This window comes from Roseburia sp. AF12-17LB, assembly GCF_003479605.1.
GTDB lineage: Bacteria > Bacillota > Clostridia > Lachnospirales > Lachnospiraceae > Roseburia_C > Roseburia_C amylophila.
The window spans coordinates 43,468-70,262 of sequence record NZ_QUHR01000012.1 but is presented as its reverse complement, the minus strand read 5'-3'; the positions used below and the strand labels follow the sequence as shown (position 1 = coordinate 70,262).

The following is a 26,795-nucleotide window of genomic DNA, read 5'->3' as shown; positions in this document are numbered from 1 at the left end:
ATTATTCTTCTCTCTGTGGCTGCATCAGTGTCAGCAAATACCGATCACTGGAGCGCTTGACCACTCTCATATAAATATATTCTATCACGCAAAGCAGCAAAATCATAGCAGCAGATACAAACATCATTTCAGCCACTGTCCCACGGGTTCGGGACGAGAGTATCCCTGTAAATAACGCCCTGACTCCAAACAAACTGCTGACAGCCGCAACCAATACAGGAAGTCCCATAAACCAGGTAATTTGCTTTCCAGCAGACTGGCAAAGGGTTTCGTAAGTAGCTCCCAGGCGGATCAGAGTCTGGTATCTGCGCCCGGTTCTCTGCTGACTCATCAGGAACTGAACACCCACGATGGTGTTGGCAACTACCAGGAAAACAATCGCAAGATAGAGGGTAATATAACTGGATGCTATGGTGTAGAAAAGCTGACGACCCATATTCTGAAGATAGCTTTCATATTCAATGTCAGTTTCGTCCAGCTTCTCGTTCAAATCCAAATATGCAGTCATAAGGCTATTTCCATTCAGAGCTTGCTCACTGAGCACCGCATTGACATGGGTATCATACATTCCCTGACTATAATATAGGAATGCTTCATCCGGAAGAATCAATGCAAAGGACAAGGTTATAGAACGGTCCGTGACCAAATTCACAGACTGAACCTCTCCTGTAAGATGAATCGGACTACCATCCAGTTCCACCTTGGGATGCCCGGCCAATACTTGGTTCAGCATTGCGGTACGGCTTACCGTAGTAAACTCTGTATCAATATAGACAGCGGCCTCCTTTTCGCCTAATTGGAGAGCCGGATTGCCGGACAATTCCAACAAACGATTATAGTCCGATAAACAAATCAAATATGGGTATGTGGCATAACCAAGATTGTTCAGAAGGACATCCCGGTCTTCCGACTGGGGCAGGCTCCGAAGAGAGTCCATAACAGCGTCCATGCTGTAGGCATTATCATAATCTTCTGTGGTGCGAATACGCCCAACCCTCATTTCAAAAAGCTCTGAAAATTGATTTTCCAAACTGTTTTCTTTCAGGACTGCCTTTATATTCGGAAGAACCTGCGATGAATCTTCTGCAGTATGATCTTCAAAAGTATAGTCGATTACATGGTCAGAAGACAGGTTATTCGTTCCTGCAATTCCTACGCCCGCACCAAAACAACACAGCGCCGCCAGAATCAGCAGGGAGCTGATGGCCATGGAGTTTGACTGATGAATGACATTCTCCTGAATCTGCCGGAAGGTAAATACATGAAGCTGCTTATTTCCTTTTCCTTTCTTAACAATCAAAGCAATCAGTGCACGCATCCCATAGAAAAGCAGCATCGTACCAACTATGCCCAACAGCAAAGTCAGTCCCATCATACTTACCTTTGTCCATGCAATTCCCTGAATCGCCATGTAGTAAGCCACTGCCAACATCACACTTCCGCATATAGCAGCCAGTCCATAGATAACAGATGGCATTTGCTTTTTGGGGCGGTTCGTTGGCTGGGATAGCAAAGTACCGATCTCCTGGCGGCTGATTCGTCCACTCAAAATCAGAAGTGCCGTCAGCTTAATTGCCAGAAATCCTGCCAGCGTCCATTCAATCGCAAACCAGGATAAAGAAAACTGATGACCGATGATCCCCATGCCTACCAGCTTGGCGGTGACAAGACTGACAATTTCTGAAAGCACCACAGCCACAGGTAATCCTATGAGCATGGCAAGAATACTGGTCAGGAAATCTTCCGCCAGAAGCATACCAAACAGTTTACTTCTACGCATCCCCAACATTAGATAAACACCAAACTCATGCCGTCTGCACTCGAACTGATACTTGCAGGCAAAATAGATCAAAAAGAACAGAATACCGAGGGTCATCCCATAAAACGCAGGAATCAGAAGCAGGAGTTTGTCAACTGCGTCACTCTCCATTTTCTGCAAAAAGAGCATCACATCTTGAGTGGAGATGGAAAGAATCATGTAAAATGCAACAATAGAAATCACCAGGGAGCTGAAAAACAGACCGTTTTCCTTTCGGCTGCGGCGACTGTTCCGAAGAATGAGATTAGAGAACATTTGCGCTGCCCCCTCCCAGTTGCGCCATCACCTTCAGGATGCGCCCGTAGAACTCCTGCTGGCTTTCGTCTCCACGCCGAAGCTCATGAAAGATCACGCCATCCTGGATGAACAGGATGCGCTTACAGAAGCTGGCGGCATTGGAATCATGGGTTACCATCAGGATCGTAGCTTGTTCGTCACGATTCAGGCCGGACAGCTTCTCCATAAGACTTCTTGCGTTCTTAGAATCCAGCGCACCCGTCGGTTCATCGGCAAGGATCATTTGGGGATGTAAGATCAGAGCCCTTGCTGCCGCAACACGCTGACGCTGGCCACCGGACATCTTGGACGGAAACTTATCCAGAACATCAGAAATTTCCAGATAGTCAGCCAACTGCTTCAGCCGCTGGCTGCTTTCTGTTTCGGCTACCCCATGCAAGGAAGTCGGGAGCAGGATATTTTCCCTGCCAGTCAGGTTGTCCAGCAATTCAAAGTTCTGGAATAGATAACCAACTTTTTTGCCACGGTACTCGGCAAGAGCCTTTTCCTTGAGGGATTGCAGAGTATCTCCCTCCACCTGAATGCTTCCACCTGTAGGCTGAATCACAGTTGCAATACAGTTGAGAAGCGTGGATTTGCCGGAACCACTGCTTCCCATAATACCGAGAAACTCTCCCGGCATGACCTGAAAAGTGATTCCGTTCAGTGCTCTCGTCTGGTTTGGCAACGTCCCATAGACTTTGGTAAGATTTTCAATATTCAAAATTGGTTTCATGTGAATGCCTCCTATCCATTTCTGGGTAAATGATAGCACAGAAGCACAATAAATAACACTTACAGTCGCTGTAAGGATTCTGTTCCTGTTTTCAGAACAAGAATGACGCATCAAGCGGAATAAGTATATGTTTTGTAAAAACGTCGGGTGACAATGAAAAAATATACTGGACTACCGGATTGGCTAACTTGCATTTCTTTGTCAATTCTGGTAACCGCTTCAAACATGGAAGTTTCTGTTCTTACTTTTATTATACTCAATCAATAAAATCAACACGGTTCAGCAAATTTTAATTATTTCCAATATGACAAAATTGCTTCCTGTTATATTTATCTATTTCTTTATTTCTCTATTATTCCGATCCGGTCTTCCAAAGGTATAAATAAGGTGTAAATTATTCGTCAATCATCAAAAAATCCTTTAAAGCCTAGGCTTTCACAGCATCCATTAAACACTGCCGTGGCAGATGAATAAGATTTTTAGCATATTTTATGTATCCTCCTAAAAGCCCTCAAAACCTTATAAATACTGGTTTTGCGAGGTGGTGCATTTGGCAGACTAACATTTGTTTTTTGATAAAAATTGATGCTTTTTCCCATATTTTTATGGGCAAAAGTGTTATTTTTGTGTTACAAAAAGCAAAGTTGAAAACAGCTGCGTCATGCTAGTCTACATTACACCTTTCATTTTCATTACATTTCTGGCCTCTTTTAATCTGACAAGTTCCTCTCTGGCATCATCTAATCCTAAGTGCGTGTACACATTCATGGTCACTGCTATATCCGAATGTCCCATGATGTACTGAAGCGTCTTTGGATTCATTCCCTGACGTGCCATATTCGAGCAAAAGGTATGTCTACATATATGTGGCGTAATCGGTGGAAGCTGCAAAGCATGCTGGTGATTATACTTGTCCCTAGCATGCTGAATGTACTTCTTCCAATGAAGTGCCACCATTGGCTTTCCCTCCTTACCAAAGAAAAGAAATCCACCATAGCCATCAATAATAGGCTCACGCTTTGGTCTATTACGATTGGCTACAATTCTCTGGCACAATTCCTTAAGCTCTGTCAGTTTACAGCCTGTAGCATCCTCTATGGATGAGAGTACCTTTTTTCCTTCTTTGTGATTATTCGATACAAACTGAGGTCGATATGCTGCATTAGATACAACCGAGCCATCAATATATGCAGTTTCAAACCCTTGTCGCATTTCGTTTATCATGCTTCCACCTCTACTCTACATATTCTAAAAATATCTTGTCAGAAAATCCGCCTCGTTCTTCCGCCTTCTTTGCTCTCATAGCCTCAAGCTCATCCAAGCTATATCCTCTCGCTACACAAATAGCCTGAAGCGCTTCTAGCACATCTGCCATCTCTTCTAGATTCTTATCTGCCTGATACTCTGCAACCTCTTCATTTAACTTTGTTTCGAGCGCAGCAATGTATTCTTCATCAGAAAGAATTTTTGTTTTACAAGTTTTCCCATCCGCTTCAATTATTTCTGGAATTTTATCTCGCACTAATTTGTTATAGACCTTCATTTACTCCCCCATCTGATACTGCCAGCTACTAAATCCACAGTTTTTTGCGGATTGATAAACTGGCAAAATAACCGATTTCAGTTCTCCTGCAAATTCGTTATATTCCAAACCTTGGTGATATACACGATATTTAATATCATCGCTATTAATATGCTCCTTCGCACACTTTTCAAATTCCTTATGAACCTGATCATACTTCCACATCAATTGGTAAGATTGATATTCCTGCCTTGCTAATCGTTCAAAGTAAGTCTCCCAATCTGGAAGATTATTGCTCTTTGAACTATTGATAGTCTTTGTCGTAGGATTTAAATTCCACATCTCATCATGCGCCACATAAGACCACGGAACAAAGTGATCGATAGAAATATCTTTTTCTGTCAAAATCTCATTTCCGTATATCTCACGAACAGGTTCCAATCCAATAATAAGCTTCCAGTATTTCTTAACCTTTTCAAGCTTACGCTCCTGAGGTGGATATAGCTTGTCCGCTATTCCTGGAACACTTGGATTCCTCTTCTGGATGTATAAAATCATATTGTATTCCAGCCAACCTCTGATGATTTCCTGATTTTTAATTATGTAATTAGCCCAATCGTCGTTCACAATAATTGATGTAGATAAACCATTCAGCGCAGTGAAGTAATACATAAGCCGCTGCTCTTGGTTAATCTTAGCAATCAAATTACTTTCAGAAACATCCCATTCTTTTCCCTTCATAGACGGCATAAATGGCGACTGTAGACGATATGGAACATTGTAAGTAAGCGTACGCTTCTTGCTATTTATATCTCGATCCTGAGTATTTTTCAGCAGATTCAAAATTGCAGTCTTTTTTTCACAGGATTTTAGCTCTGGATATTTCTGTTTAATTAGATTTACTACTGCTTCCAAAGTATCCTTCGGTCCAAGATTCAGATGATATTCTGTGACCATATACCAAGCATCAGCTATCATTTCATCTACGAGTTCCTCATAGGATATCTCTTGTTTTCCTTCGGTGACCTTTGCTACAATTGCCTTAAACCAAAAGAACTTATAGCACTCATTGGTATTGTCAAAAAGACGACCAAGATATTCAATATTCAGTTCTTCGGAACATGGTAATTGCATATACTCTCCACCTTTCAGATTTTATAATTGATCGTACTTTGCTGCGCTTCCCTTTGCTTTATCCACTGGATACTTAGCCTCGTTTTGAAACATCTTCATATTAATGATTTCGTCTGCATCCAAGCCAAGCTTCCGCAAAAGTTGTATCCTCACATGCTCAGGAGAACAAGGGCTTGCGGGCTATATCAAAGTGGTGTTGAGCTTGAACTTGTATCTAGAATACTTGGACATACATCTACTCAAACAACCCGCATATACGCTTCTCCATCGATAGAAATGCTGAAAGCGGCAATGGAAAACAATAGTGTTGATATATCCGAAACAGCTGAATGGCTGGATAATGAAGAAGAATTAGCCAGACTTTGTGGAATAAGATAATAATTATCCTCAGCTTTGAAGGTATTTACACGATAATTGTGGAGAAAAATAAAAAGCTGAGGATAAAAATAAACTGAGGATAATCCCGCCGCAAGGTAGATTTTTTTGAATCCTGTTGCATCATTTAACATAGGTCGATGCCTCAACTAAGGTACGGATCAATGAATCTGGAACTGACTGTTTCAGTTCTACAGAAATGCCGCTTGGGAAATGGATTATTGCAACAGTTTCATTGTCTAAAATCGCTGTCTGCGAATTATATGTGTTAACGGATTCTGTTGGTGTGGGTAGTTCAACGAAAGAAGTTTTCTTTTGTTCCATAGATTCCAAACAGAATGCCCGAACCTGCTTAAGCCGGTAATAGTAGTCAGCTTTGGTAATATAATGCCATTAGCATCACACCAGTCAATCACTTTCATTCCGACAGGACGGTTCTGGCAATCCGTGATCTGTTGAGCCCACTGTTGCAAGCGAACCTGCTTTGCAACTGCTGTAGTATTTGTAGCCATAATCTGTACCTCCCATATCTTAGTCAAAAAAGTTTAGGCTCAACTTTTTTAACAAATATACTATGATCATAGTATATCGATATTGATTTAGGTTTGGTAGGTACCTTCGTTTCATCGTTTACTTTTTATTGGCTAAAATATTGAATTTTCAAGGTTCAGCACACTTTTCAGTATGGGAAGTTTGAGATAGTAATATTTAGATGTTTTTAGTTCTTGTTTTTTATTGAGCAGAACTTCTTATAGAAAGTTCAGTATTATACTGCCCAATGTCGTTGAGTAATACATTATGTATTTCATATAAATTCTTAATTTTACATATATTTTTCTCACATATACTATTTCTATCCACAAGTACACATTTCATTCCAATTTTTTCACATGGCAAAATATCTGTTTTTATATTATCATCAACATATATAACTGAATCAATTTTCTCGCCTGACTGTTTGACCGCCTCATAAAAAATATCAACCGAAGGTTTTGCAAATCCTGTTTCTTCTGAAATAAGAATTATTTCAAAATATTTTTCAATGTTCGTACAACTCAACTTTGCTCTTTGCTGTATAGATTTCCCATTACTTATGATACCTAGTCGATATCCTTCCAATGAATGTAGCATATCAACCACATCATCAAATAAAATCCAACTATTTTCTAATTGTTTTTGATACTCTTCAAACAATTCCATTGCAATCTTTTCATTTTCCACATACCCACAATAACTTAACATTTTAATAAATCGATTTTTTCCTTGCTCTTCGAAAGTTATCTGTTTTGATAAATAATAATCAAAATACTTTCTAGAAATCTTACTCCAATAATCTGTTTGATTATTATTTAATACCAGTCCATATTTTTCTTTAAATATGAACTCTATCGCTTTTCTCTCTGAAGAATTGTAATCAATCAACGTATTATCTAAATCGAAATAAATCATAATAAATGCTCCTTATTCAATTAATTCTCAAGTAACACTTTTTCTTATACTACACTATGCATATTCTTATAGTCCGTATTTGTATTTCCACATCCTCCATAATAAATGCGACACTATATCACTCTTAGTGTATTCCTAACCGCGAATAATTTCAATTAATTTTTATTCTGTTTGGCGAACAGTTTTCTATATGTTGACAGCATGACCCGCAACTGTGCTTGAAGGCAAAAGAAAAGGCCCCGATTATAGATAATCCCTCTCAATCAGAGCCTTCGGTAGAACAGCCTAGCACAGCCGCCCCTGCTGTAAACATATTTATTTAGCTAATGCAATCCACCCCTACTATTCTTCTAATTCAGTTTGAACTAGCATAAATATTGTGACTGGTCACTTATCCAATATTACTAGTATGGGTTCTATCAACTTCACATAAAAATAACTGTGGAAAATCCAAAGACTTTCCACAGTTTTGTGTTTAGAACCGAACCTCCACACGCAGTTTCCTGCAGGTTTTCTACAACGCAACTGTCAAGAAATCATGCTTTCTGATGTTATTCACGTTAAACAAAAACTGATAACAAATAACGAATAACAAATATACCTTAACAATGAACACGAACCTCCTGGATCAACTATCAATCTCATGAAGCCTTGTACGGATATTTCATTTAGATGTCTACTTCAAACTGTACCGTTTGATTATATTTATCAAGTGCCATTTGCATTTCCATAATCGACTTAGACACAAGTTCATACTCGTTTTTAACTAGTTCCAAATCGTAATTAATGTATCTATACTCAGGAACCGAATTACGTGACATATAAGAACGTTGTTCTTCTCTGGATTTAGGCAATCGTTTACGCATTACGTCTAATACCGTTTTTCTTCTATTCAGCTGTGCCATCTTAATAAGAATGCTATCTATACTCATTGTTACATCACCTACTAGAACCTTTGCGTTTGCATTAGTTACATTAAGTTCATGCTTTATAATAGCAATCTTCTCATCTAGCGCAGCAATTGTTGTTGCGACCTCGACATAATCATAATCAGGAACAACTGGCTCCTCATTAATTGCCGCAACATATGTGCAGGCCTCTTCCTCCTTGTTCAGCCAGAAAGCCTTATCCTCTTCCAAACTCTTAAGCATTTTATTTGCATATGCTGATGTCATTGTTTGCGTATCTTTTCTCCTCTCTACTTTTCCTGATTTCTCCTGTTCTGATATCAGCATAAAGCCTTCCGCTAAGTTTGTCATTGTACTAACAGTTTAACGGAAAATCCCCATAAACGAACAATATCCCCGTCAATGACGAGGATATCTTCTATGCTGGTGTGCAGTAATCTGCTTAAGATTACAAAATTGTCTAAGCTCGGTAATGATCTACCTGAAATCCATTTGTAGACTGCTTGTGGATTTTCAAATCCCATAGCATTCTGCACGTCTTTCACGGTATAACCATTTTCCACGAGCAGTTTCTTAATCTGTCTTCCTGTTTCTTTTTGTAGGACCTGCAAATACATTGGTTCCATCTCTTTGTACCTCCGTAATTTTCTTCCATCCCGAATCACAAGTTTACCTGTAGATGATTAGTATAACGGATTCTATTACTAATTGCATTAAACTTTTGGTTTAAGATTTACTAATAACTCAATCCCACAGGTCATAGAAATATTGTTTAAGCATATCTATAGCTTCATCCTTACACTTTCTTCTATATTCTTCCAAACGATTTTCTTCTTCGCGATATTTATCGGAAATCTCTTTATACTCAGGCAACTCATCCATAAAATGAATTGTTCCTCCGCCACCGCGCTTTCTATTTTCCTCTAATTCTTTCTCGGTTTGAAGTTCATTTCCAAATAATCCAAATCGTTCCGTAAATTCATCCATTGCTTTGGAATGCGCTTCATCAAATGGATTCTTTTGTGAGCATGTATCTTTCTCCGCTTCTCGCCATAAAAATATCATTTTGTCTAGAATGCAATTCCACTCCTCATGGCAGGTATCATTTACAAGAATTCCATTTTCATTGGTATAGTTTTCTCCCAAATATCCTGGTGAACCCGTTCTTGTATCTTTCAGTGTTTGCAGCATATCCGGAATAAGCGTCTGAAGAAAAGAAAACATCTCCCAAACATCACAATCACAATAGCCCCTTGTAATACGCTGTTTACTCCACTTTACGCATTTAAAAAAATGTTTTATTTTTGCCAAGATTTTGCTTTTCTTTCCGAGACCTGACATAGCAAAATCATATTTATTCCATATATTTATTGGATCTCTTACTTCATAGCTTTTGCTTCTTCTCATTCCAATCCATCACTTTCTATTTTTCAATGCTTATTGATAATCTAGTTTTCTATGTAGAAACTCCTCTATATCCTCAAACATTATCTGAACCTTATCTCTTACCCTTGATGTATGATAATGCCCAGCATACCACCATTTGTAATCCAGCTTCTTTTCAATCTCTCCGAGCCACAGCTCTGTTGATTCATCCACTGTACTCTGATCAATCATTGAAAGAAACAAATCCACCGGTCGATAATCATACGGAACAGTATGTGATAGGACCACATCAACATTCCAGTCATTATTACTAAGTTGCTTTTCTACATACGCTTTTATCTCATCTGACGGTTGCTCATCTTCAAACCAATTGTAGCCTTTGCTTAACCTATAAAATTTATCAACACTATATGCCCCACCAATTACAATTGTTTTCATGCCCGCTATATCATATATTTCTCCATCCTTTGCAAAGAGAATATTTGGATATGCTTCTTCAACCCATACTTTTCCGCCATTCCACTCCTGCAGCTTGTATTCTACAATAGTTGTTGGTCTTCGCTCATGATTTCCATGAATACAGAATAACGTAATCGGTAGATTTGCTACTTTTTCTTTGTTCCTTCTGTCCCTGGAATCTCCATTATAATTTAGGCCCACATCACCTAATATAATCATGATATCTTCTTGGGAAGTCTCCATTCTTTCACAGGATCGAACTATGCGGTTCATATCACCATGAGTATCTCCTGTTATGTAAATCATAGCTTTCACCTTCTATTCTTCTCCCAATCTTGAATTCTCTCTAGCATAATGTCATCCTCCACATAGAACAATTGATTTTCTAGCACAATGTTACAAACCAACTGTCCAAATCTTAAATCCAGATATTTTTCCTATAATTTCCTGAATTCATCAATCATTGGCTCTATTCTACTGATTTCTCTTGCCATTTCTTAATTCCTCCCTAAATCATCCCTAACTTAAAATGGAGCCATAGCTTACGCCATGACTCCACCATTAAATATTTGCCCACATTGCAGCCATGTGGATATTCCTCAGTCAACTGGCTTAACACTTTAACCATCTTCATGGATTTCAGCATATCTCTATGCCTAAATCAATGTTTTTATTTTACCTAAAACAATTCAATCATTTAAAAGTTTACAATTCACAATTAAATGTTCAAATAAGACACAAAACCGTTAAAATTGGAGATGATTATCAGTCATCGCTGTTAAACCAATGTTTTCAAAGATAGGATTCGAACCTACAACTTCACGATTACAAATCATGTGCGCTACCCATTGCGCTACTTTGTATATTGGTAACCCAATTTTCGCTGAATTGGTATACTTATCTTGTAACGTAACCCTGTTACGGGAAGCCAGATTTAGGATTTTCGCAATGCAGGCAAATACTTTATGCTATTTCAATCAAAGTAGTCGCATTAGACACTTTAATCTGAGTATCTAATTCCTTTAAAAGTGTATTGTTCTTTTCCTCCAGGCTCTCTATCTTTTTCTTGATATCAAGCGGATCCACAAGTTCTGTTGTGTTTTCCTTCACATATGCATCCACGACTCCAAGGGGCTTATCGTCTTTTGTTTTACTGTCTTTTCCGAGAATGCTAAGGCGCATGCTCTCAGCAGTATTCTGAAGCTGACTGTTCTTAAGATCACATGTGCGCACACGCTCGTTATACTCATCCTGCATTTTAGACTTAAGGATTCCTTCAAAATCAGCTTCTCCATCGTATGTTCCTAGTCCACGAAGTCTGCTTCGAAGCGAAATAGCTCCAGCAACTGTGAATTTTCCATATGATGTTGTGATTTCTGTTTCAGCATTGGATGCAACAATAGCTGCGTCAATTTTCTGGAATCGTTCAATCAAATCAACAATCTGCTGATATGACGACTCCGCTTCTTTCGCATATTCATCCTTGCCAATGCGCTTTGAATATACTTTATCCTCATTTGGCTTTATGGTATCCACAAAACTTGCTTTGTCAATTTTATCTGATATCTTCTTTACTAGTAGGTCTCTTTCGTCAAGAGCCTGTGTTACTAACATCTTTTCGCTCATAAAAAATCCTCCCTTAAAACTATCTCTTAATATAATTCTAAGGGAGGATTCATGTAATGTCATTGAACTTGTAGTTCAAAAATTATGCTGCATTTAATTCTCTCATTTTCTTATAGTAGGTATAAACTCTTCTCTCCTGATCCGTAAGACATGCATCCATTTGACTTTTTGTTCTTCCAGCATTTCCGCAAACAATTGAATCCATAGGAACTTGAAGCATTTTGCTAATTGCATACAGATTATCGACTGTTGGCATACTAACGCCATCCAACCATCGATAAACACTCTGCACACATCCAAACCCTAAATATTCTTGAATATCTTTTGGTTTTACTCCTCTCATATCCATAATTCTTCGAAGATTAACACCTGTTTCTTTTTTATTAATTGTTGGAAACATACTATCGCCTCCTTTGCACTAAATTCTTGTTCTACTCAGTTCTTACACATACTTTCTTCCCCGAAAAAGCAATTCCAAACTTCAAGATTTCCGTAATTCCATCCTCTTTCATTTCAGAATCGTATCGCAACTCACCAATTTGCTTTAATGCTTCATTAGACCATTTTTCAAGCTCAACATCGCTTAATTTTTCTTTCCACTTTAATTCCAAAATAATACCAGGATACCTTTTTTCTCTTGGAATTAAAGAAACATCAAATCTGCCATCTCCAGATTCTCGGTTCGATTTAATCTTATACTGATTATCCATTAATGCTATTAATCCTAGCATCAAACCATGATAAAATCCTTCAGCTCCACCATCGAAGAAGCTAATTGATTTATCCATATATTCCCCAATAGCGCTCTGCAACTTCTTGTAATCATTGGCATAAAGACTTTCTGCAATCTTATTTGCTGTAGTCCTTGTAATTGCTCCAGTTTGCAAGAAATGTGACAAGATTTCACTCTTATATACAGCTGCAATCTCTCTATTTGGAATTGATACTTCACATAAATATGAACCATCTGCTTGCAGTTCCTTTTTAGGAGTTTTCAAATAGCCAGCAACCAACAATAAGCTATAAATATTTGCTGGATCCTCCGCAATCGATCTATACACCACATTTTGATCAATTCTTGCAACTACTCTTTCTCCTTGCAAAAGGTCATATAATCTTTCTGTAATATCATCTGTAGCCACTCTTAGTACATCATCAAGGATTTCATTTTTTCCTGTATTTACCCAATATGCTTGAGGAAGGCATCCCTTGGAAATATAGTTGATTACAGACCATGGATTATATATTTCTTCGCTGCCAAACAAATATCCATCGTACCAGTCTTTAAGTTCCTCCTCTTTATCTGATACTCCATAGTAACTGAGCATTGCTTTCACTTCAGATTCTGTAAATCCAAAAAAGCTATCGTATTCTTCATCCATTACGGAGTTCACTGTTAAATTATTTAGACCACTAAAGATACTTTCCTGAGCAATACGCAAAATTCCTGTTAGGAAACCATAGGATAAATTCTTATTATCCTTAAATGCTCCTGAAAAGAAATTTCTCATGAATCCAATAATTTCATCGTAGAAATCCTTAGAGTATCCCTCTTGAATCGGAGTATCATATTCATCAATAATGATTACTGGAGCCTTATCATAATGTGAAGCAAGCATTTTAGATAGTCTTTCTAGCGAAGAAGTAAGCTCCACTTCATTAGCTGTAGCACTAATAATCTTTGTAAAATACTCCTTCTCATATTGTGAGAGCTTATCACTATTTAGTAGCTCTTGATGTCTTCCATACTCTTCTTGAAGTAGTCCCCTTATTTTATCTATTGTTGCGTCCCAAGTATCAAATTTAACATCCTTAAAAGTTAAGAATATGACTGGATATTTTCCTTGATGTGAACGATACTCTTCTCCACATTGCCAAATATTTTTATCGGCAAAATACTTACTAGTATTCTTATCTGATATTTCAAAGAACACTCTGAGCATATCCATATTCAAGGTCTTTCCGAATCTCCTTGGTCTCGTAAACAAAGATACCAATGGCTTTTGATCCAAGAATTCTTTGATTAATAACGTCTTGTCGACATAGTAATATTCTTCCTGCGCACGAACATAGTCAGAGATGCCGATTGGTAATGATTTAACTTCTGCTTTCGCAACCATATTTTTCTTGATGTATTTTCCATTAGACACTCTTCCATCCATTGGCTTTGGAGAGTCGTCTGGAATTAACCAAGATCCTTTTTCTTTTATTGCACCCTGTATTCTTCCTTTTTTGCACATATCATTTACGGAACGTGGCGAAACATTCCACTCTAAAGCCTTTTCTTTACAAGTTTTCATATATATATCAGCTCCTGTCATTCGCAATATTATTCCTCATCTTACGCAAATTATACCTCAGTAAAACGCAAAAAGTCAAATCAATTCGATATTTTGCGTTTAATTATTGCGTTTGCTTAATGTTTTGCGTCTTGTATTTTTCGGCACTTTTATTTTGGTTTTTTCAGCCCACAAACTTGTTTGTAGCATATTACTCAGACAAGTTTAACTCCACTGAAAAAGGACCAGCCCAGCTGATCCTCTCCCTCTATCACATCCCCATTTTCCTTGTCTTCAAGTTCCATGTCCACCCCTACAGTTTTAGCTTCTAATAAGCCTCCCCCATCCCCGCAAGAGTGTTATTTTTGTGTTATTTTTTAACCTCGCATACCCGCAAGCCCTTGCTATTACTGGCTTTCTAGAAGAAACGACATAATCTGCCGTGACACACAAATAGTATTTTTATCATTGTTTTGTTTCTCCTTGTTTTGCCCCGGAATGCCCTGTTTTGCAAGGCTTTCCGGGGTTATGATGAAATGCTCTGAAATTACAGATTGTAGCAAATTGGAGTAGAACCCTGCAAGTTGCTACTACCTGTTAGTAGTAAACGGGAAATTTCTACCACTAAGAACTATTATTAATTGAAGGAGATTTCTCCTTTCGGATACTACGCACACACTCGATTTGTCCAAGTCATCCCTATCTGTTCATATTCTATATGATGTTCCGATACATCCTCATCAATAAATTTGACGCACTTACAACTCAAATAATCTGCGCCACATTTTGTACATTTACTGTTTTTTACCCATTTAATGGGTACACAAATCATCTTACAACATATTGTTGGGAAATTAGTTACTGTATACATATCCTTCCGAAGCCGGTCGTATATCATCCAGCCATACACAGTTTGTTTTTGTCGAATAGTCTACTGGTTTGTATTCCTCATCTCGAAATTTACCCAGTGAGCCATAGAAACTGATTACTGCTGCATTTTTACGGAAATCTATTTTCAATAATTTTTCTATTGATTTTCTTGAATAAATGGATATTTTCAACTTTTTCACTCCTATCTGTGCTTGATAAATAATTAGGATATATGATTGCATGGGGCAAAAATAGTTCATTTCTTCTGAGCATATAAAAACAGTGCCGAAACACTGTTTTTTACTTTGTATATTCTATTAGTAAATCATTTGCATATTAAAGGTCTGATTTCACTCAATCTATTTTCTAACGTCGTTTTCAAGTTAAGTATATCATATGGCTCTAGTTCTTCTGAATTTATAACTTCTTTATTCTCTTCATCATCGTCTTTAAAAGTCTTTATAAATGACTCTGCAGCCATAATTTTCTGCATTTTAGACCAAACAATAAAATCCAATTGTAATGGTGTAATTGAATTCTCCTTACAATATTGCTTTATAACATGAGCATAAAATTCGTATGGATATTCTTGTTTTTTACAATCCTCTTCCCATGTTTGCATAGAACTCCACGAACCTATTGACTCCGCTTTCAGTTTTTTTTCACCTTTTTTTGTAAATAAATTTTCCGGTAACTCCCTATTATTTTCAGAATAACTATCAGGATTTGAAAAAAATTTCTCCTTAAACTTTCTTTTGAACCATTCCAAGCTAAAACTATCTAACGGCATATGGCAAGCTTTAAATCTTTCTTCCATTTCTGAATCATGTTTACAACAATACAAATACTTAAACGCCATATTTATAATTTTTTGTGCTTGACCATATGTCATATTTGTCCTTTCTTTACATTTCTCAATTAAATTAACACATATTTTTTTATGAATTTCATCAAAACTTTCTAGCTTATCCGCCCTAAGATAATTCTTCATATCTCCTACTATTTCTTTTTCTTCAAATATTTCACGGATATATTCTTTGTTATCCTTACCATCTTTTTCCCATTTAAATGTTCTACAAGCATCCAAATATCCTTGATATAAGGCATCAACATAAACTTTATCTTCTTCCCATTTTACCCTTTCATTCTCTTTGTTCTGAAAATAATATTTAAACGGATCTTTTTTAATTGTATCCACAAATTCAGCAACTTCCTTTTCAATCTCCATCTTCCGTATCTCCTTCCACAATTCTCACAAGCTCTCCCCACACTTTCACCATCGCATAGGTATCCAGCTCACAGTACTTCAGCAAATTATGCCTTGCCTTTTTCTGCTCCTCCGCAGGCATATCTTTTATCCTCGGAAATATCGTCATTGCCTCCGAACCATTATGCACACCTTCTAGATTATGATAATTCAATTTCGGATCATTCGGGAATATCGCTGGCAGGACACTTTTAATTGAAAATGATCCTCCCATCGCCCGGTTATAATAATGGCCTGCCTGAAATGGATCCAGTAAATCTTTGATATTATCTCTGATATTTAATAAATGCTCAGCTAAATCCGTGAACATTACTGCCAGTTCCTTGATTCTGCTGCACTCAAACGACTTATTGTATGCCGTTACGCATACATTCATCGGAATATCCCTGCACAAAGCTTCCGCAATTGCCCGCAATGGATTTTCTCCTGATTCTGCAAGGAATTCTTTATGTAATAACGGTGCACCTGCCGACTCTATATAATGCAAAGAATACTGGAATGGTATTTGCTGATATGGCTTTGTTCCCAGGAACAATGGTATCACTGGTTGCATTGTCTCAAAATCCAGAAAATACAACGGATAAGATAATGTACTTAAAAATTCCCGGATTCCATCAATATTTACATATGTCCCCTTGTCTTCTAATGCAAATTCAATCTGCCTTAATTGCTTTTCATTCTTAAGCTTTCCACAGGCTTTTAATTGCTTATAATCAGAAATTCCTTCCCTGTAATATTCTAATTTCTTTTTTAACGGCATTCTGTACAAGTCAAATACAGACGGTCTTGGCAAATTTTTTTTACAATAGTCCCAGTATGGACATCCATATGGGACTTTACAATATAATCCCAGTTCCTGATCCGGCTCAGCCTCTGATTCCAACAATGTATCTTCTTTTAATAAATTATTCTCTACCTCACCAATCGCATTTTTCACGAATCCGAACACATCTGTAATCTGGAACAGTCCTTTTAAATCCAATTCGCCATCATATATATAATTGTTATTGATGGAAACGATGTATGTTCCTGTAATCCGCACCCCACAATGTTCCAGCACATATTTCTGATAAGCAACATCCGCCACGTATACCGCTTTCATATTTTTTTATTTACCGTTGAACTTTTTACTTCATAAATTGCCCATCCATTATATTCTCTTTTCAAAATATCTACCGCACAATAGCACCCTTGATAAGAGAATGAGGCTTCACATATAACCGATGTCTCATGTTCTATTTCTACTTGTGTCCGTTCTATCATTGCAGGTAAATCTAACTGATTATTTGTAGTTTCTGTTACATCCACCGACTCTCCAAATAATTCTCTGGCCAGTTTTCCAACTTCTATTCCCACTTCCATTCTGGAGTCATCTGTGGCATCATCTGCATTCTCTTCCGGCTTATATTTATCCATCCACAGCATCTTTGGACATTGCCACAACCTGCAATATTTCGACTTTGAAAAATAATTCTTCATCTCTTATGCCTTACTTTTAATCTTCATATTAGCATTTTATACAAGAATATCATTTGCCACATTATCAGATATATTTTCAATTTTTACTTTCATATTGCTGTGCCCTCCACTGCAAGGTGAAAATTTCACCCGAAAGTGAATATTCTTGTGCGATGAAATCGCAACTCCGGAAATCATCTATGCGAGTTTACTCTACACTTCAATCGAAATGTAGGTATAATCTGTACTCATTTTTAGATATTGCACCTGTCTACTTGACAGGGGGCATATCATATCAATAGCAGGTGGTTTATTGTTTCGCCCATCTCCATTTCTCCGTTGTGAGAAATGAAGATGCACTCAACAGGCCAAAGCCCATAATTAAATAACAAACCCGTCAAAGAATATCAAGTCATTCACAACATCTATGCTTTCTTAACATTCCCCAGCGGGTTCGTTTGTTCGTAATTAAGGTCCTTTCATAATAAGTGCTTTATTTTCTATGTATTTTTGAAGGAAATATTATTTCATTAAAATCCGAAATAAATCCAATCTCCTCTTTGCACTCCAGATAATTGACTGTCACAATAATACTTAAAATAATTGCAGATATTAATATAGAAATACTTGTACCAAATTCAGAAACATTATTTCCAGCAGAATAAAACGTGCTAAACATTCCCACTTCTATCGGAATCACTGCTGAAATAATCAATTCTTTATAACTCTCTTTGTTCCTGAGTCTCCTAATCATATAACGATAAGCATCTTCATCATCTATAATATCCTTAAACGTTTTCTCAATATAATCTTTCCACTCACTATACTTATAAAATTTCAAAGCTCCATTTTTAGGTTTTTTCTTATCTTTCCCAATTATTGTATATGTTGAAATTTCCTTTTGATAATCTAGACTATATGGTGTATTTTTTAAATACTTATTTGTTTCAATATTGCTTACAATATTCACAATGCCTGTTAATATTAATAAAATACCTATTACACCTAGCAACAAAAAAAACAAATCACTACTTTGACTTAACCACTTACGTTTTTCAAAGAAAATGCCAACCAGTATTGATATGACACATATAAATAACATACCACATCCTATAACCAAGCATATTATATTCTTTGTATTAGATATTTTTCGTACTTCCATTTTCCAATCCTCCTCATTTTATATTTTATTATATCGTGACTCACTCATAAAGTTGTAAACCTTGGTTTCAACTTTCGCAAAACCATATAAAATCAAAGTTTCAAACACCAAGATATTATCATGCCGTGGCAGATAAATAATACCTTAATCATATATATTTTCCCTTCAAAATTTGATAAATACTGTATAATTTTGTATAGTATTCCAGTCTTTTGCTTTCTTCATTTTTCTTAACAAAAATAAACTTTCATTTTATATCAAATTCTGACATAGAACTAGGTATTGCACTTAAGGTTTCTTAATTATCGTGATTCACTTTTGTTTCTACTCTCTTACGAGAGCCTGTACTGGCCATTTTATATATTTGAAATACTTATATTTCTTATATTTCTCAGCATACTCATCCCACGTATAATATTCTATACTTGTATTTTTATCATTACTTTGATAAATAGTAATACCATTTTTATCATGATCCAACAAAATCTGAGAATGCTTATATTTACCCATTCTATCACTTCCTTTTATTTCATCACTTATTCTAATGACAGCACCAGATTCAGCCATCCCCAAGTACCTTTTACAATGTTCTGGTGTTATAGTTCGTTCCTCCAAAGAATGACATTTGTTTAACATATCATCATCCGTTCCTGCTTTATTACTAAATTTTTCCCACCAAATATGCCAATATACAGTTCTTGCAAAGCTCCAACAATTATTTTTCCCATAACTAGGCCAATCATCTTTTCCATCATTGGGACCATAAAATATCCCCCCTTCTATATAAGGTATAATCTTTCCATTTATAACATAAAAGACCTTTTCTACAATATCATCATCAAACTTTTCTTTTTGTATTTCTGTAATACGTCCATCCCTAATCATATTTCGCCAAGCTATCGCTCTATTTAAATTAATTCCAGTATGAGTAATGGTATAAGGATATAAAACCATTCTTTTTGGTGTAACTGGAGCACCTGTAAGAGAAAGAATTGCAACATAGAATTCATCTATATCCCACTCTTCAACCTTTTCCTGTTCAAACAGTTTATTTATAGCCTTAAATTCATTTCCATAAATATTCAATTTAATTGAATGTAAATATACATATAAAATAAACTTTTTAAATTCCCTGCGTTTATTATTCCGAGTATTTTCATAATAGTCTTTTAGTCCATTAAAAAAAAGATATGTATATATAAATTCAAAAATCTTTCTCCGAATAACACATTTACTATACCCTTTTTCTATACCTATATTACGAATTAATTGCATTTCCAAAGTAGAGCACCCACGAATTTTGCTTTTTAATCGCCCAAAAAAATCTTTAATAGTCCATGTGTTTTCCTCTATTTTTCTTCTTATTTTACCTATTATATATCTAAAGAATCTCATTTCTTTTATTAATGTCCAAATATATTTCAGCATTTGAATCACTGATTTTTTCACCTTATATCTCTTCATCATCTCCCTATTGGCTCTATACGCCTTAATTTTGTAATCAATAAACTCTATTGAAAACCAATTATAAGATTTCTTTCTTTCAAAAAAAGATTTATCCTCCAGCTCAACCATAATCTCAAATCTTTGCTGTAATTCATAATTTTCCCACTCTATTTTCTTCCCATCAAATTTATCAAAATAACCTTTTATAGTTTTAAAATCACACATTCCAAATTTTAATGTATTTAACTTATGAATGGTAATTAATAAAATACATATATTAACTCCATAAAATAAACTTATAGTTATCCCTTTTTCAATCAAATAATCTTTTAACCAATTTCCCGATACTATAATATTAATTATAATCCATATTCCAGCATCAATAAACAAAATTTGATATACAAAATCTATTATCTTGTACCAAAGATTACTAAGGAGTTCACATTTAACTTTATCATCAGACAAATATTCCTCCAATATAAACATTGACATAAGTAGCATAACAGCAGTCATCTTACAACTATATTGAGAAATGATTTCCATTGCAATTGTAGTTGCATATATTAATGAGATTTTTTGCTTTTTTGAAAAATGCTGATAACTAAAAATCACTATACATGATAAAAAATATACATATATTGAATTATTATTAAATACCTGTACCTCTTTAATCATTCATTTACTTCCCCCAACAATACTAAATCTCTGCTAACATTAACAACAATATATATTCTGTCTATTTGTGAATTCATCTAATAATTCTGTCTCAGCAACATTTTGCTTTACTAACTGAATTCTAGCGTCTTTTTCTTTTATATATAGCGAATGAACTTCATCAAATATATAATGCAACTTAAACAACATGGCATATGTGTCTTCCGTTTCTATCCTGTGCACCATTCTCTTCTGATTTTTTTTCAACTATTCCTTTTAATACGCTTATTGCCGTATTTCTATCCGTCATTTCCTTATCTTCACCAGAATAGACCTCAAATCTCTTATTTATTACCCTTTATGAGATATTCTTTATTCGCCAAAAGAATCTTGTTTGAAAAAAGAACACTGCATTCTCCCCTTTCATTCCCCAACAAAAAAATTCACAAACGACCAATGCCCTTACGCATCATATCTTTTGTGAACTTCTAATTTCTTTTTATCATATTTACTTAGCTTTTTCATAACTTTTCTCTCCCCCCAAAATTCTATATAAATATTATGCATCTCCCTCCTCCAAATTGCAACCTTTTTTAATAAAAATCGTCAAAATCTTCCCTCTTATCAATCTGCTTCACACCCCAATTCGACAATACTTTCTATGATTCCTATCTTATACTTATATCTCTATCCTTATCTAATTATTTTTCCATCACAAAAGAGCACAGAATTTCTTCCATGCTCTTATCTTACAACCCTCATCTATCTAATTATCTTCTGTCAGAACTTTCTCTTCCTCAGAATCCTTATCCCCGGATTCTTCGTCCTCATCCAGACTCGAAACTGCCTCATCTTCCCCCGAATCCGCAGTATCTTCCGATGCCACCACATCCTCCAGCACAGTTTCCTCTTCTAACACTTCTTCTTTCTGCGCTGCATCCTCCGACACATCTCCTTCTTCTAAAACCACACTTTCTTCCTGCGCCGCATTGTCCACAACTACTGTCTCGCCCTGCTCTGTATTTTCTGCATCTTCCGTGCCTTCATCCGAAGCCAAAACGCCCTCTTTCTCTTTCTCCTCTTCTTCCGTTTCTTCCACTCCCTCATCCTTCCGGAACTTCTCCCGGAACTGCTCTTTCTTGGCTGCCACAGCGTCCATGAGGGCAAGCTTCTTCTCTTCGCGGTTTTCTAAGGCTTCCTGCTTCTTTGCGTCACGGAGTTTTTGCTGTTCTTCGCGCTGCGCGGCTTTCTTAAGCTCTTTTTCCTGGCGCTGCTCTTCTTTGATGCGAAGCTTCTCGGCTTTATCCTGCTCCTTCTGCTGCAGGCGGTTCTGGCGAAGCTCGTCTTTCGCCTGCTGCTTCTGGCTCTTCTTGACCTGCTTTTTGGCGGAACGCTCGATAGAACGGATCATGCTCTTGGCATCACCGACTCTGCGGCGGGCACTGCAGTATGGATCGTAGAGGAAATAGGATGCTGTGGTAAGTGCCAGCAGCACCAGTCCTACGATAAGGCAGATTGGAAGCAGGAAATCGTAGAAGCCGTACTTTAATTCATAACCGATAAAGAGAACCAGCATCACCGGGAAAACTACTGCTGAGAAAATGTCACAGATGAGTCTCCAGAGAAAGAAGCACTGCTTCTGGTGTACAAAAATGGCTGCCTGCACGCCGGTAAAGAACATCAGCATCAGACAGATTTGTGATGTGATTCCATGTAAAAAGCCTACAAAGACGCACAATGCCAGTGAAAAGAAAAACATGGCAAGGGCGTAGCCTCTGCGATATGCATATTTGTATTCCCGCATTCCCTCTCGCTTATCTGCACTCAGGTCATGGATTTCATATACCCGGTCATTGACCCGCTCCTTCATGTCCTCCCGGTATTTGCGGCCTTCTCTGGCATGTGCCATATTTTCGTCCATGTCTTCGTCCAGTTCCTGCAACATTTTCTGTTCCATAAAAATCTGCTGCAGCAACTCATCTTCCCGCTCTCTGCGCTTTGTAATTTCATCCTGAATCCAGCTTGCCTTCTGCATCTGGAGACTCTCTTTCATCCATTGTTCCTTTTCCATATTTTCACCCATAGCTGCCTTCTCCGTTTCGTACGCTTCCATTCTGTTCTGTTTCTAATCAATCAAATCATTCTGAAATCTCGACAAATGCTCATAAGGAAGAATCAGTCTTCCCCGGTATAAGCCGCAGCCGTCATTCATCAGGCTGTTGCTTACTGCTGTAAACATGTCGACATCCACACCGGAAAGCTCCAGTTCCTGCAAACGCCTGCACCGTTCATAAGCTTCATCAAAATAAATGCATTCTCCCTCCGGGATGGTATCCCGGCGTGCTCTGGATGCTTCCTGCTTTTTCTCATAATTAATATGGTTGGCGGAACCGATTTCTGCAATATCATCCATCTGCTTTGTGCGAAGCTGCATTTCCACATAACATCTCGCACTGTTATCATAAAAAGTAATATGTAAGGATTTGTAATCGTCCTCCTTTTCGCTGGTGATATAATCCCGGTAATATGGTTTTACAGCATCATCCAAAAGCGGGGAACTGCTTCTTAAGACACCGCCTGTCGGCTCTGCCGTAAATCCACGCTCCTCTAAAAACTGTGGCAACACATTTGCAATCTGATAAAGGTGCTTTAATTCCTCTTCTTCGCGGTTCTCATGATTTTTCAAATGACACCGTGGCATGGAAATCACAATCCGGTATGCAATCAGATCACGGAAGCAGTTCAGCTTTTCCTTTAATTCTGCAATGTCCGGATAGCTTTTATGCTTTTTATAATAATCATAAATGTACTCTACAATATAGCCGTTGAATTTGCCCTCCGCACGAATCAGTGACTTGATTCTTCCTTTAAAAGTAAAGGAAAGATAAGGATATTCCATTGCCATATATTTGTAGAACTCACGGATTTTCTGGGACTGCGCTGTCAGGAAATCATTGTGCTCTAACAGCTCCATAATCTGAATCAGGAAATTGCAGTGCACCAGATCCACTTCATTTTTTGATACTTTTGCGGATGCCCGGAGGTCCTGCGTATACTTTTTCAATATCCGGAACACCGTTGCTCCGGAGTATAAGTAATCATTTAATGTAACCATTTTCCCTCGCTAAAATATCTTTTTATTTCAAATACTCTGCCAGTTCATATACCCTGTTTCTTGTTAATTCTGCCGCCTTATCATTTTCCAATAATGGCTGCAGGCTTCCGCCCTCGGCATCTTTACCGGCTTCCTCTACTGCACTGTCTTTTGTCTTAATCCAGTCACGCTCTTCCTGGGTAAGAGTCGTCATAGTGTCCTCATCCAAAGTCTCTTTTAAACGGCTCCAAATAGAATTCAGCTCATTATCCCACAACTGATACAACTGCAGAGACAGGGTATTCATTTCCTGCTGTGTCAGTTCTCCACTGGAAAGGTCTTCCTGCATGGCTGCTGCTTTCTCCTCGATTTTCTGCAATTCACTCTCTATGGATACATCGGAAGTTGTGGTTTTATCATTTACCGTAACCTTATCCCCACTCGGTCCTAAAAAGGTATCAAAGGTCAGCACATTAAAAATTGCATAGAATGGAAGCGTCGTATCATCATCGGTAAGACCAATGGATGCCCAGTCCAGGAATCTTTCCGGCAATTCATCTAACGGTGCACCCGGCAGATAAATATATAAATCATAAACCTCTTCCAAACCAGCCGGTCCCGTGTAAATATATTTCACGCCGCCTTTAATTTCCGTGTCGCCTTCTGTTTCCTTCGTTGCAATATTCTCCAACTGCATCTCATAGGTATAATCATTTATCTTTTCCGGCTGGGTGAATTTTCCATAGAAATCACAATAGTAAAGGGTTCCATTTGGATATCCATCCCCGCTATCTCCCGCATCTGCATCATGATAATTTCCCACAAAAGAGCCATCCTCGGATAAAATCAATGTAGAATCCCATGCACCGACTCCGCTGGTAAACATAAAGCTTTCTCCTGCAAGCTGTGCAAAAATGTCATCTTCATCCACATTTTCCGTTTCTGTCTCCTCTGTCACCTCTTCTGAGTTTTCCGTTTCTTCCGTCTCAGTCTCTGCCTCTGTTTCTGTGGTCTTTTTCTCCGGCTCCACGACTCTGCTTCCGCAAGCCGCAAACGTTGACATTCCAAACGCTGCACTTAATATCATTGCTAAAAACTTTTTCCCTTTCACAAACGAATCCTCCTGATGTTCCTTTTCAATTCCCGCCCCTTTTTTATCTTTCTATGATTCTAAATCAAATACATCCTGGTTTCTTCCCCGTTCTTTTGCAGCATAGAGCTTCTCATCCGCTAAGCGGTATAATATCGTAACAGCAATTCCTTCTGTATAATGCTGTACACCACTGCTGAAAGAGCATTCGATATTCTTTTCATGCTTTGTAAATTCCTTATATTCCCATCTTATATGCTCTAGCATTTTACCGATTTCATCCGTGTTCATCCCCTTTAAAACCAGCATAAATTCTTCTCCGCCAAAGCGTACCGCGATACCTTTATTCTTTACATGCTTCGTTAAAAGTCTTGCAAATTCCACCAGAATAATGTCTCCAAACCCATGTCCGTAAGTGTCATTCACATGTTTAAAGAAGTCAAGATCAATCAGTACCGCATCAAATTCTTCCTTCTCATCCAGAATAAGGTCTCCCAGATACTGATTTAAGTAACGACGATTATAGAGTCCTGTCAGTGCATCTTTATCTGCGGCATCTTTCAACTGTTCATTCAACTTCTTTACTTCTTCTTCCTGTCTCTGTCTCTGCATCTGAAGCAGGATAGAAATTAAAAAGACACAAAGTAAAACGATAAGCAGGGAACAAAGTGTGCTCTGCAGCACGACTTCTTTTGACAGTTTTTCACTTTCCAGCGGTCTCATATAGGCTAAAATAACTGCTGCCACATCTGCTACAATTACCACGCCGGCAAACCGGATTGCATTTCCGGTTGGAATAAAAATCGCAATTGCTACCATCGCAAGTACCATGTATACAATCGTTCCCGTCTGATATATATAATACAGTGCCGGAAATTCCACAAGACTTAAGACTGCTATCATCAAATAAGACGCATAACGTATCTGTCCTTTTTTTATTCCAATGAAACTTCCTGCGACCATAAGTAACATACAGATTCCGCAGAAAATCGTTGTTCCGCTCCATCCGAAAATCAATGCATTTCCAATAAATCCTGCCAGATTTCCGATACAGCTTCCCATTGCCAGCACATAAAACTGTCTGCGGCTCACATCAATTGAGGTATCAAATAAAAAATTCATCTTTCCTCTCCCATTTTATGAAAATAAAATTTTCAATTTATCCAGTGTATTTGCACATATCGTAAGTTTCTTTTTTAATTCATCATCCGGCTGTGTCTGATCCGGAACCATTGCCACCTGACAGCCTGCCTGACAAGCACTCATAACCCCATTGGGCGAATCCTCCACCGCAAGACATTCTTCCGGAGCAAGTCCAAGTTGTGCACATGCAAAAGTATAGATATCCGGTGCCGGCTTTCCGTGTTCTACCATGGTTGCACTGATGATTTCATCAAAGTACGGATATAGTCCTATCTGCTTTAAATATCTTTCTGTCCGTTCCATGTCGGTTGCCGTTGCAACTGCCCGCCGGATTTTCTTTTCTTTTAAGAAATTCAATAACTCAATAGCTCCTCTTTTTATCTCAATACCGTTCTTTGCAAGATATTCCTCCATCAATTCCTTCCGGTAAGCCCGGATAGCCGGATAGTCAAGATTCTCATCTGCAAACATTTCCTTTAAATGCGCCGGTGCAAAGGGTTGTCCTAAGGAACGCATGGACAATGCCTGCTCATCACTCATTTCATAGCCAAAATGCGCCATTGCCTTAGGCCAGCAGATTCTATAGTATTTCTCTGTATCAATGAGTGTTCCATCCATGTCAAATAAAACTGCTTTTATCAT

25 protein-coding genes, 1 tRNA gene and 2 pseudogenes are annotated in these 26,795 nt (G+C 37.5%); 1 reads left to right on the top strand and 27 read right to left on the bottom strand.

The window, feature by feature from the left end:
* Position 1: 1 nt before the first annotated feature.
* The 5 genes and pseudogenes from DWV68_RS12680 to DWV68_RS12660 form a co-directional block, all read right to left on the bottom strand.
* Entirely contained in the window at positions 2 to 2,074 is a 2,073-nt protein-coding gene (locus DWV68_RS12680; protein WP_118665958.1) for an ABC transporter permease, read from the bottom strand.
* On the bottom strand, positions 2,064 to 2,831 hold the full coding sequence (locus DWV68_RS12675) for an ABC transporter ATP-binding protein (protein WP_062304187.1): 768 nt from the start codon (positions 2,829 to 2,831) through the stop codon (positions 2,064 to 2,066). The genes DWV68_RS12680 and DWV68_RS12675 overlap by 11 nt, the downstream gene beginning before the upstream one ends.
* A 669-nt stretch (positions 2,832 to 3,500) precedes the next feature.
* Positions 3,501 to 3,878: pseudogene (locus tag DWV68_RS12670) on the bottom strand (tyrosine-type recombinase/integrase); the annotation flags it as partial.
* Positions 3,879 to 4,065: 187 nt separating this feature from the next.
* Positions 4,066 to 4,374 carry a nucleoside triphosphate pyrophosphohydrolase gene (locus DWV68_RS12665; RefSeq protein WP_118057701.1) on the bottom strand — a complete coding sequence of 103 codons (309 nt, stop codon included), beginning with the start codon at positions 4,372 to 4,374 and terminating at the stop codon, positions 4,066 to 4,068.
* Positions 4,375 to 5,487 (bottom strand): HNH endonuclease domain-containing protein, encoded by a 1,113-nt coding sequence (locus DWV68_RS12660; protein WP_197420866.1) that lies wholly within the window; start codon positions 5,485 to 5,487, stop codon positions 4,375 to 4,377. It abuts the gene before it with no gap.
* Positions 5,488 to 5,640: 153 nt separating this feature from the next.
* Between DWV68_RS12660 and DWV68_RS15110 the strand changes: the two are divergent.
* A pseudogene (locus DWV68_RS15110) lies at positions 5,641 to 5,694 on the top strand (hypothetical protein); the annotation flags it as partial.
* A 32-nt stretch (positions 5,695 to 5,726) separates the two neighbouring features.
* Here the strand turns inward: DWV68_RS15110 and DWV68_RS14795 are convergent.
* From DWV68_RS14795 to DWV68_RS12550, 22 genes are all read right to left on the bottom strand, one after another.
* Positions 5,727 to 5,996 carry a hypothetical protein gene (locus DWV68_RS14795; RefSeq protein ID WP_242988800.1) on the bottom strand — a complete coding sequence of 90 codons (270 nt, stop codon included), beginning with the start codon at positions 5,994 to 5,996 and terminating at the stop codon, positions 5,727 to 5,729.
* A gap of 105 nt (positions 5,997 to 6,101) precedes the next feature.
* Positions 6,102 to 6,374: a hypothetical protein gene (locus tag DWV68_RS12645; protein ID WP_118057699.1), complete on the bottom strand. Its 273-nt coding sequence runs from the start codon at positions 6,372 to 6,374 to the stop codon at positions 6,102 to 6,104.
* 220 nt (positions 6,375 to 6,594) lie between these two features.
* Positions 6,595 to 7,311 (bottom strand): HAD family hydrolase, encoded by a 717-nt coding sequence (locus tag DWV68_RS12640; RefSeq protein WP_118665956.1) that lies wholly within the window; start codon positions 7,309 to 7,311, stop codon positions 6,595 to 6,597.
* 668 nt (positions 7,312 to 7,979) lie between these two features.
* Positions 7,980 to 8,546: a hypothetical protein gene (locus DWV68_RS12635; RefSeq protein WP_118057698.1), complete on the bottom strand. Its 567-nt coding sequence runs from the start codon at positions 8,544 to 8,546 to the stop codon at positions 7,980 to 7,982.
* A 20-nt stretch (positions 8,547 to 8,566) separates the two neighbouring features.
* Positions 8,567 to 8,845 carry a helix-turn-helix domain-containing protein gene (locus tag DWV68_RS12630; protein WP_118057697.1) on the bottom strand — a complete coding sequence of 93 codons (279 nt, stop codon included), beginning with the start codon at positions 8,843 to 8,845 and terminating at the stop codon, positions 8,567 to 8,569.
* Between the two features lie 118 nt (positions 8,846 to 8,963).
* Complete coding sequence (locus DWV68_RS12625; RefSeq protein WP_118057696.1) at positions 8,964 to 9,626, bottom strand: hypothetical protein; 663 nt, start codon at positions 9,624 to 9,626, stop codon at positions 8,964 to 8,966.
* 30 nt (positions 9,627 to 9,656) lie between these two features.
* Positions 9,657 to 10,370, bottom strand: coding sequence for a metallophosphoesterase family protein (locus DWV68_RS12620; protein WP_118057695.1), 714 nt, complete (start codon positions 10,368 to 10,370; stop codon positions 9,657 to 9,659).
* Positions 10,371 to 10,854: 484 nt separating this feature from the next.
* Positions 10,855 to 10,927 (bottom strand) — tRNA-Thr (locus DWV68_RS12615).
* 100 nt (positions 10,928 to 11,027) lie between these two features.
* Positions 11,028 to 11,690 carry a hypothetical protein gene (locus DWV68_RS12610; RefSeq protein ID WP_118057694.1) on the bottom strand — a complete coding sequence of 221 codons (663 nt, stop codon included), beginning with the start codon at positions 11,688 to 11,690 and terminating at the stop codon, positions 11,028 to 11,030.
* Between the two features lie 82 nt (positions 11,691 to 11,772).
* Complete coding sequence (locus tag DWV68_RS12605) at positions 11,773 to 12,090, bottom strand: helix-turn-helix transcriptional regulator (protein WP_055274060.1); 318 nt, start codon at positions 12,088 to 12,090, stop codon at positions 11,773 to 11,775.
* A gap of 31 nt (positions 12,091 to 12,121) precedes the next feature.
* The gene (locus tag DWV68_RS12600; RefSeq protein ID WP_118057693.1) at positions 12,122 to 13,990 is read right to left on the bottom strand and encodes an AAA family ATPase; all 1,869 of its coding nucleotides are present in this window, start codon (positions 13,988 to 13,990) and stop codon (positions 12,122 to 12,124) included.
* 833 nt (positions 13,991 to 14,823) lie between these two features.
* The gene (locus tag DWV68_RS12595) at positions 14,824 to 15,030 is read right to left on the bottom strand and encodes a hypothetical protein (protein WP_118057692.1); all 207 of its coding nucleotides are present in this window, start codon (positions 15,028 to 15,030) and stop codon (positions 14,824 to 14,826) included.
* 134 nt (positions 15,031 to 15,164) lie between these two features.
* Positions 15,165 to 16,067, bottom strand: a complete 903-nt coding sequence (locus DWV68_RS12590; protein WP_118057691.1) for a hypothetical protein — start codon at positions 16,065 to 16,067, stop codon at positions 15,165 to 15,167.
* Positions 16,057 to 17,208 (bottom strand): DUF2779 domain-containing protein, encoded by a 1,152-nt coding sequence (locus tag DWV68_RS12585; RefSeq protein ID WP_197420865.1) that lies wholly within the window; start codon positions 17,206 to 17,208, stop codon positions 16,057 to 16,059. The genes DWV68_RS12590 and DWV68_RS12585 overlap by 11 nt, the downstream gene beginning before the upstream one ends.
* Positions 17,205 to 17,522, bottom strand: coding sequence for a hypothetical protein (locus DWV68_RS14585; RefSeq protein ID WP_197420864.1), 318 nt, complete (start codon positions 17,520 to 17,522; stop codon positions 17,205 to 17,207). Before DWV68_RS14585 ends, DWV68_RS12585 begins: the two co-directional genes overlap by 4 nt.
* A gap of 535 nt (positions 17,523 to 18,057) precedes the next feature.
* Positions 18,058 to 18,726: a hypothetical protein gene (locus tag DWV68_RS12580; RefSeq protein WP_118057690.1), complete on the bottom strand. Its 669-nt coding sequence runs from the start codon at positions 18,724 to 18,726 to the stop codon at positions 18,058 to 18,060.
* Between the two features lie 324 nt (positions 18,727 to 19,050).
* Entirely contained in the window at positions 19,051 to 20,847 is a 1,797-nt protein-coding gene (locus DWV68_RS12575) for a transglycosylase domain-containing protein (RefSeq protein WP_118057689.1), read from the bottom strand.
* A 745-nt stretch (positions 20,848 to 21,592) separates the two neighbouring features.
* Entirely contained in the window at positions 21,593 to 22,939 is a 1,347-nt protein-coding gene (locus DWV68_RS12570; protein WP_147337988.1) for a hypothetical protein, read from the bottom strand.
* A gap of 12 nt (positions 22,940 to 22,951) precedes the next feature.
* Positions 22,952 to 23,941, bottom strand: a complete 990-nt coding sequence (locus tag DWV68_RS12565; RefSeq protein ID WP_117698592.1) for a guanosine polyphosphate pyrophosphohydrolase — start codon at positions 23,939 to 23,941, stop codon at positions 22,952 to 22,954.
* Positions 23,942 to 23,963: 22 nt separating this feature from the next.
* The gene (locus tag DWV68_RS12560) at positions 23,964 to 25,031 is read right to left on the bottom strand and encodes a lysozyme inhibitor LprI family protein (protein WP_118087216.1); all 1,068 of its coding nucleotides are present in this window, start codon (positions 25,029 to 25,031) and stop codon (positions 23,964 to 23,966) included.
* A gap of 51 nt (positions 25,032 to 25,082) precedes the next feature.
* A complete protein-coding gene (locus tag DWV68_RS12555; protein ID WP_118087215.1) occupies positions 25,083 to 26,132 on the bottom strand; it encodes a GGDEF domain-containing protein in 1,050 nt (349 codons plus the stop codon).
* 15 nt (positions 26,133 to 26,147) lie between these two features.
* Complete coding sequence (locus DWV68_RS12550; RefSeq protein ID WP_118087214.1) at positions 26,148 to 26,795, bottom strand: HAD family hydrolase; 648 nt, start codon at positions 26,793 to 26,795, stop codon at positions 26,148 to 26,150.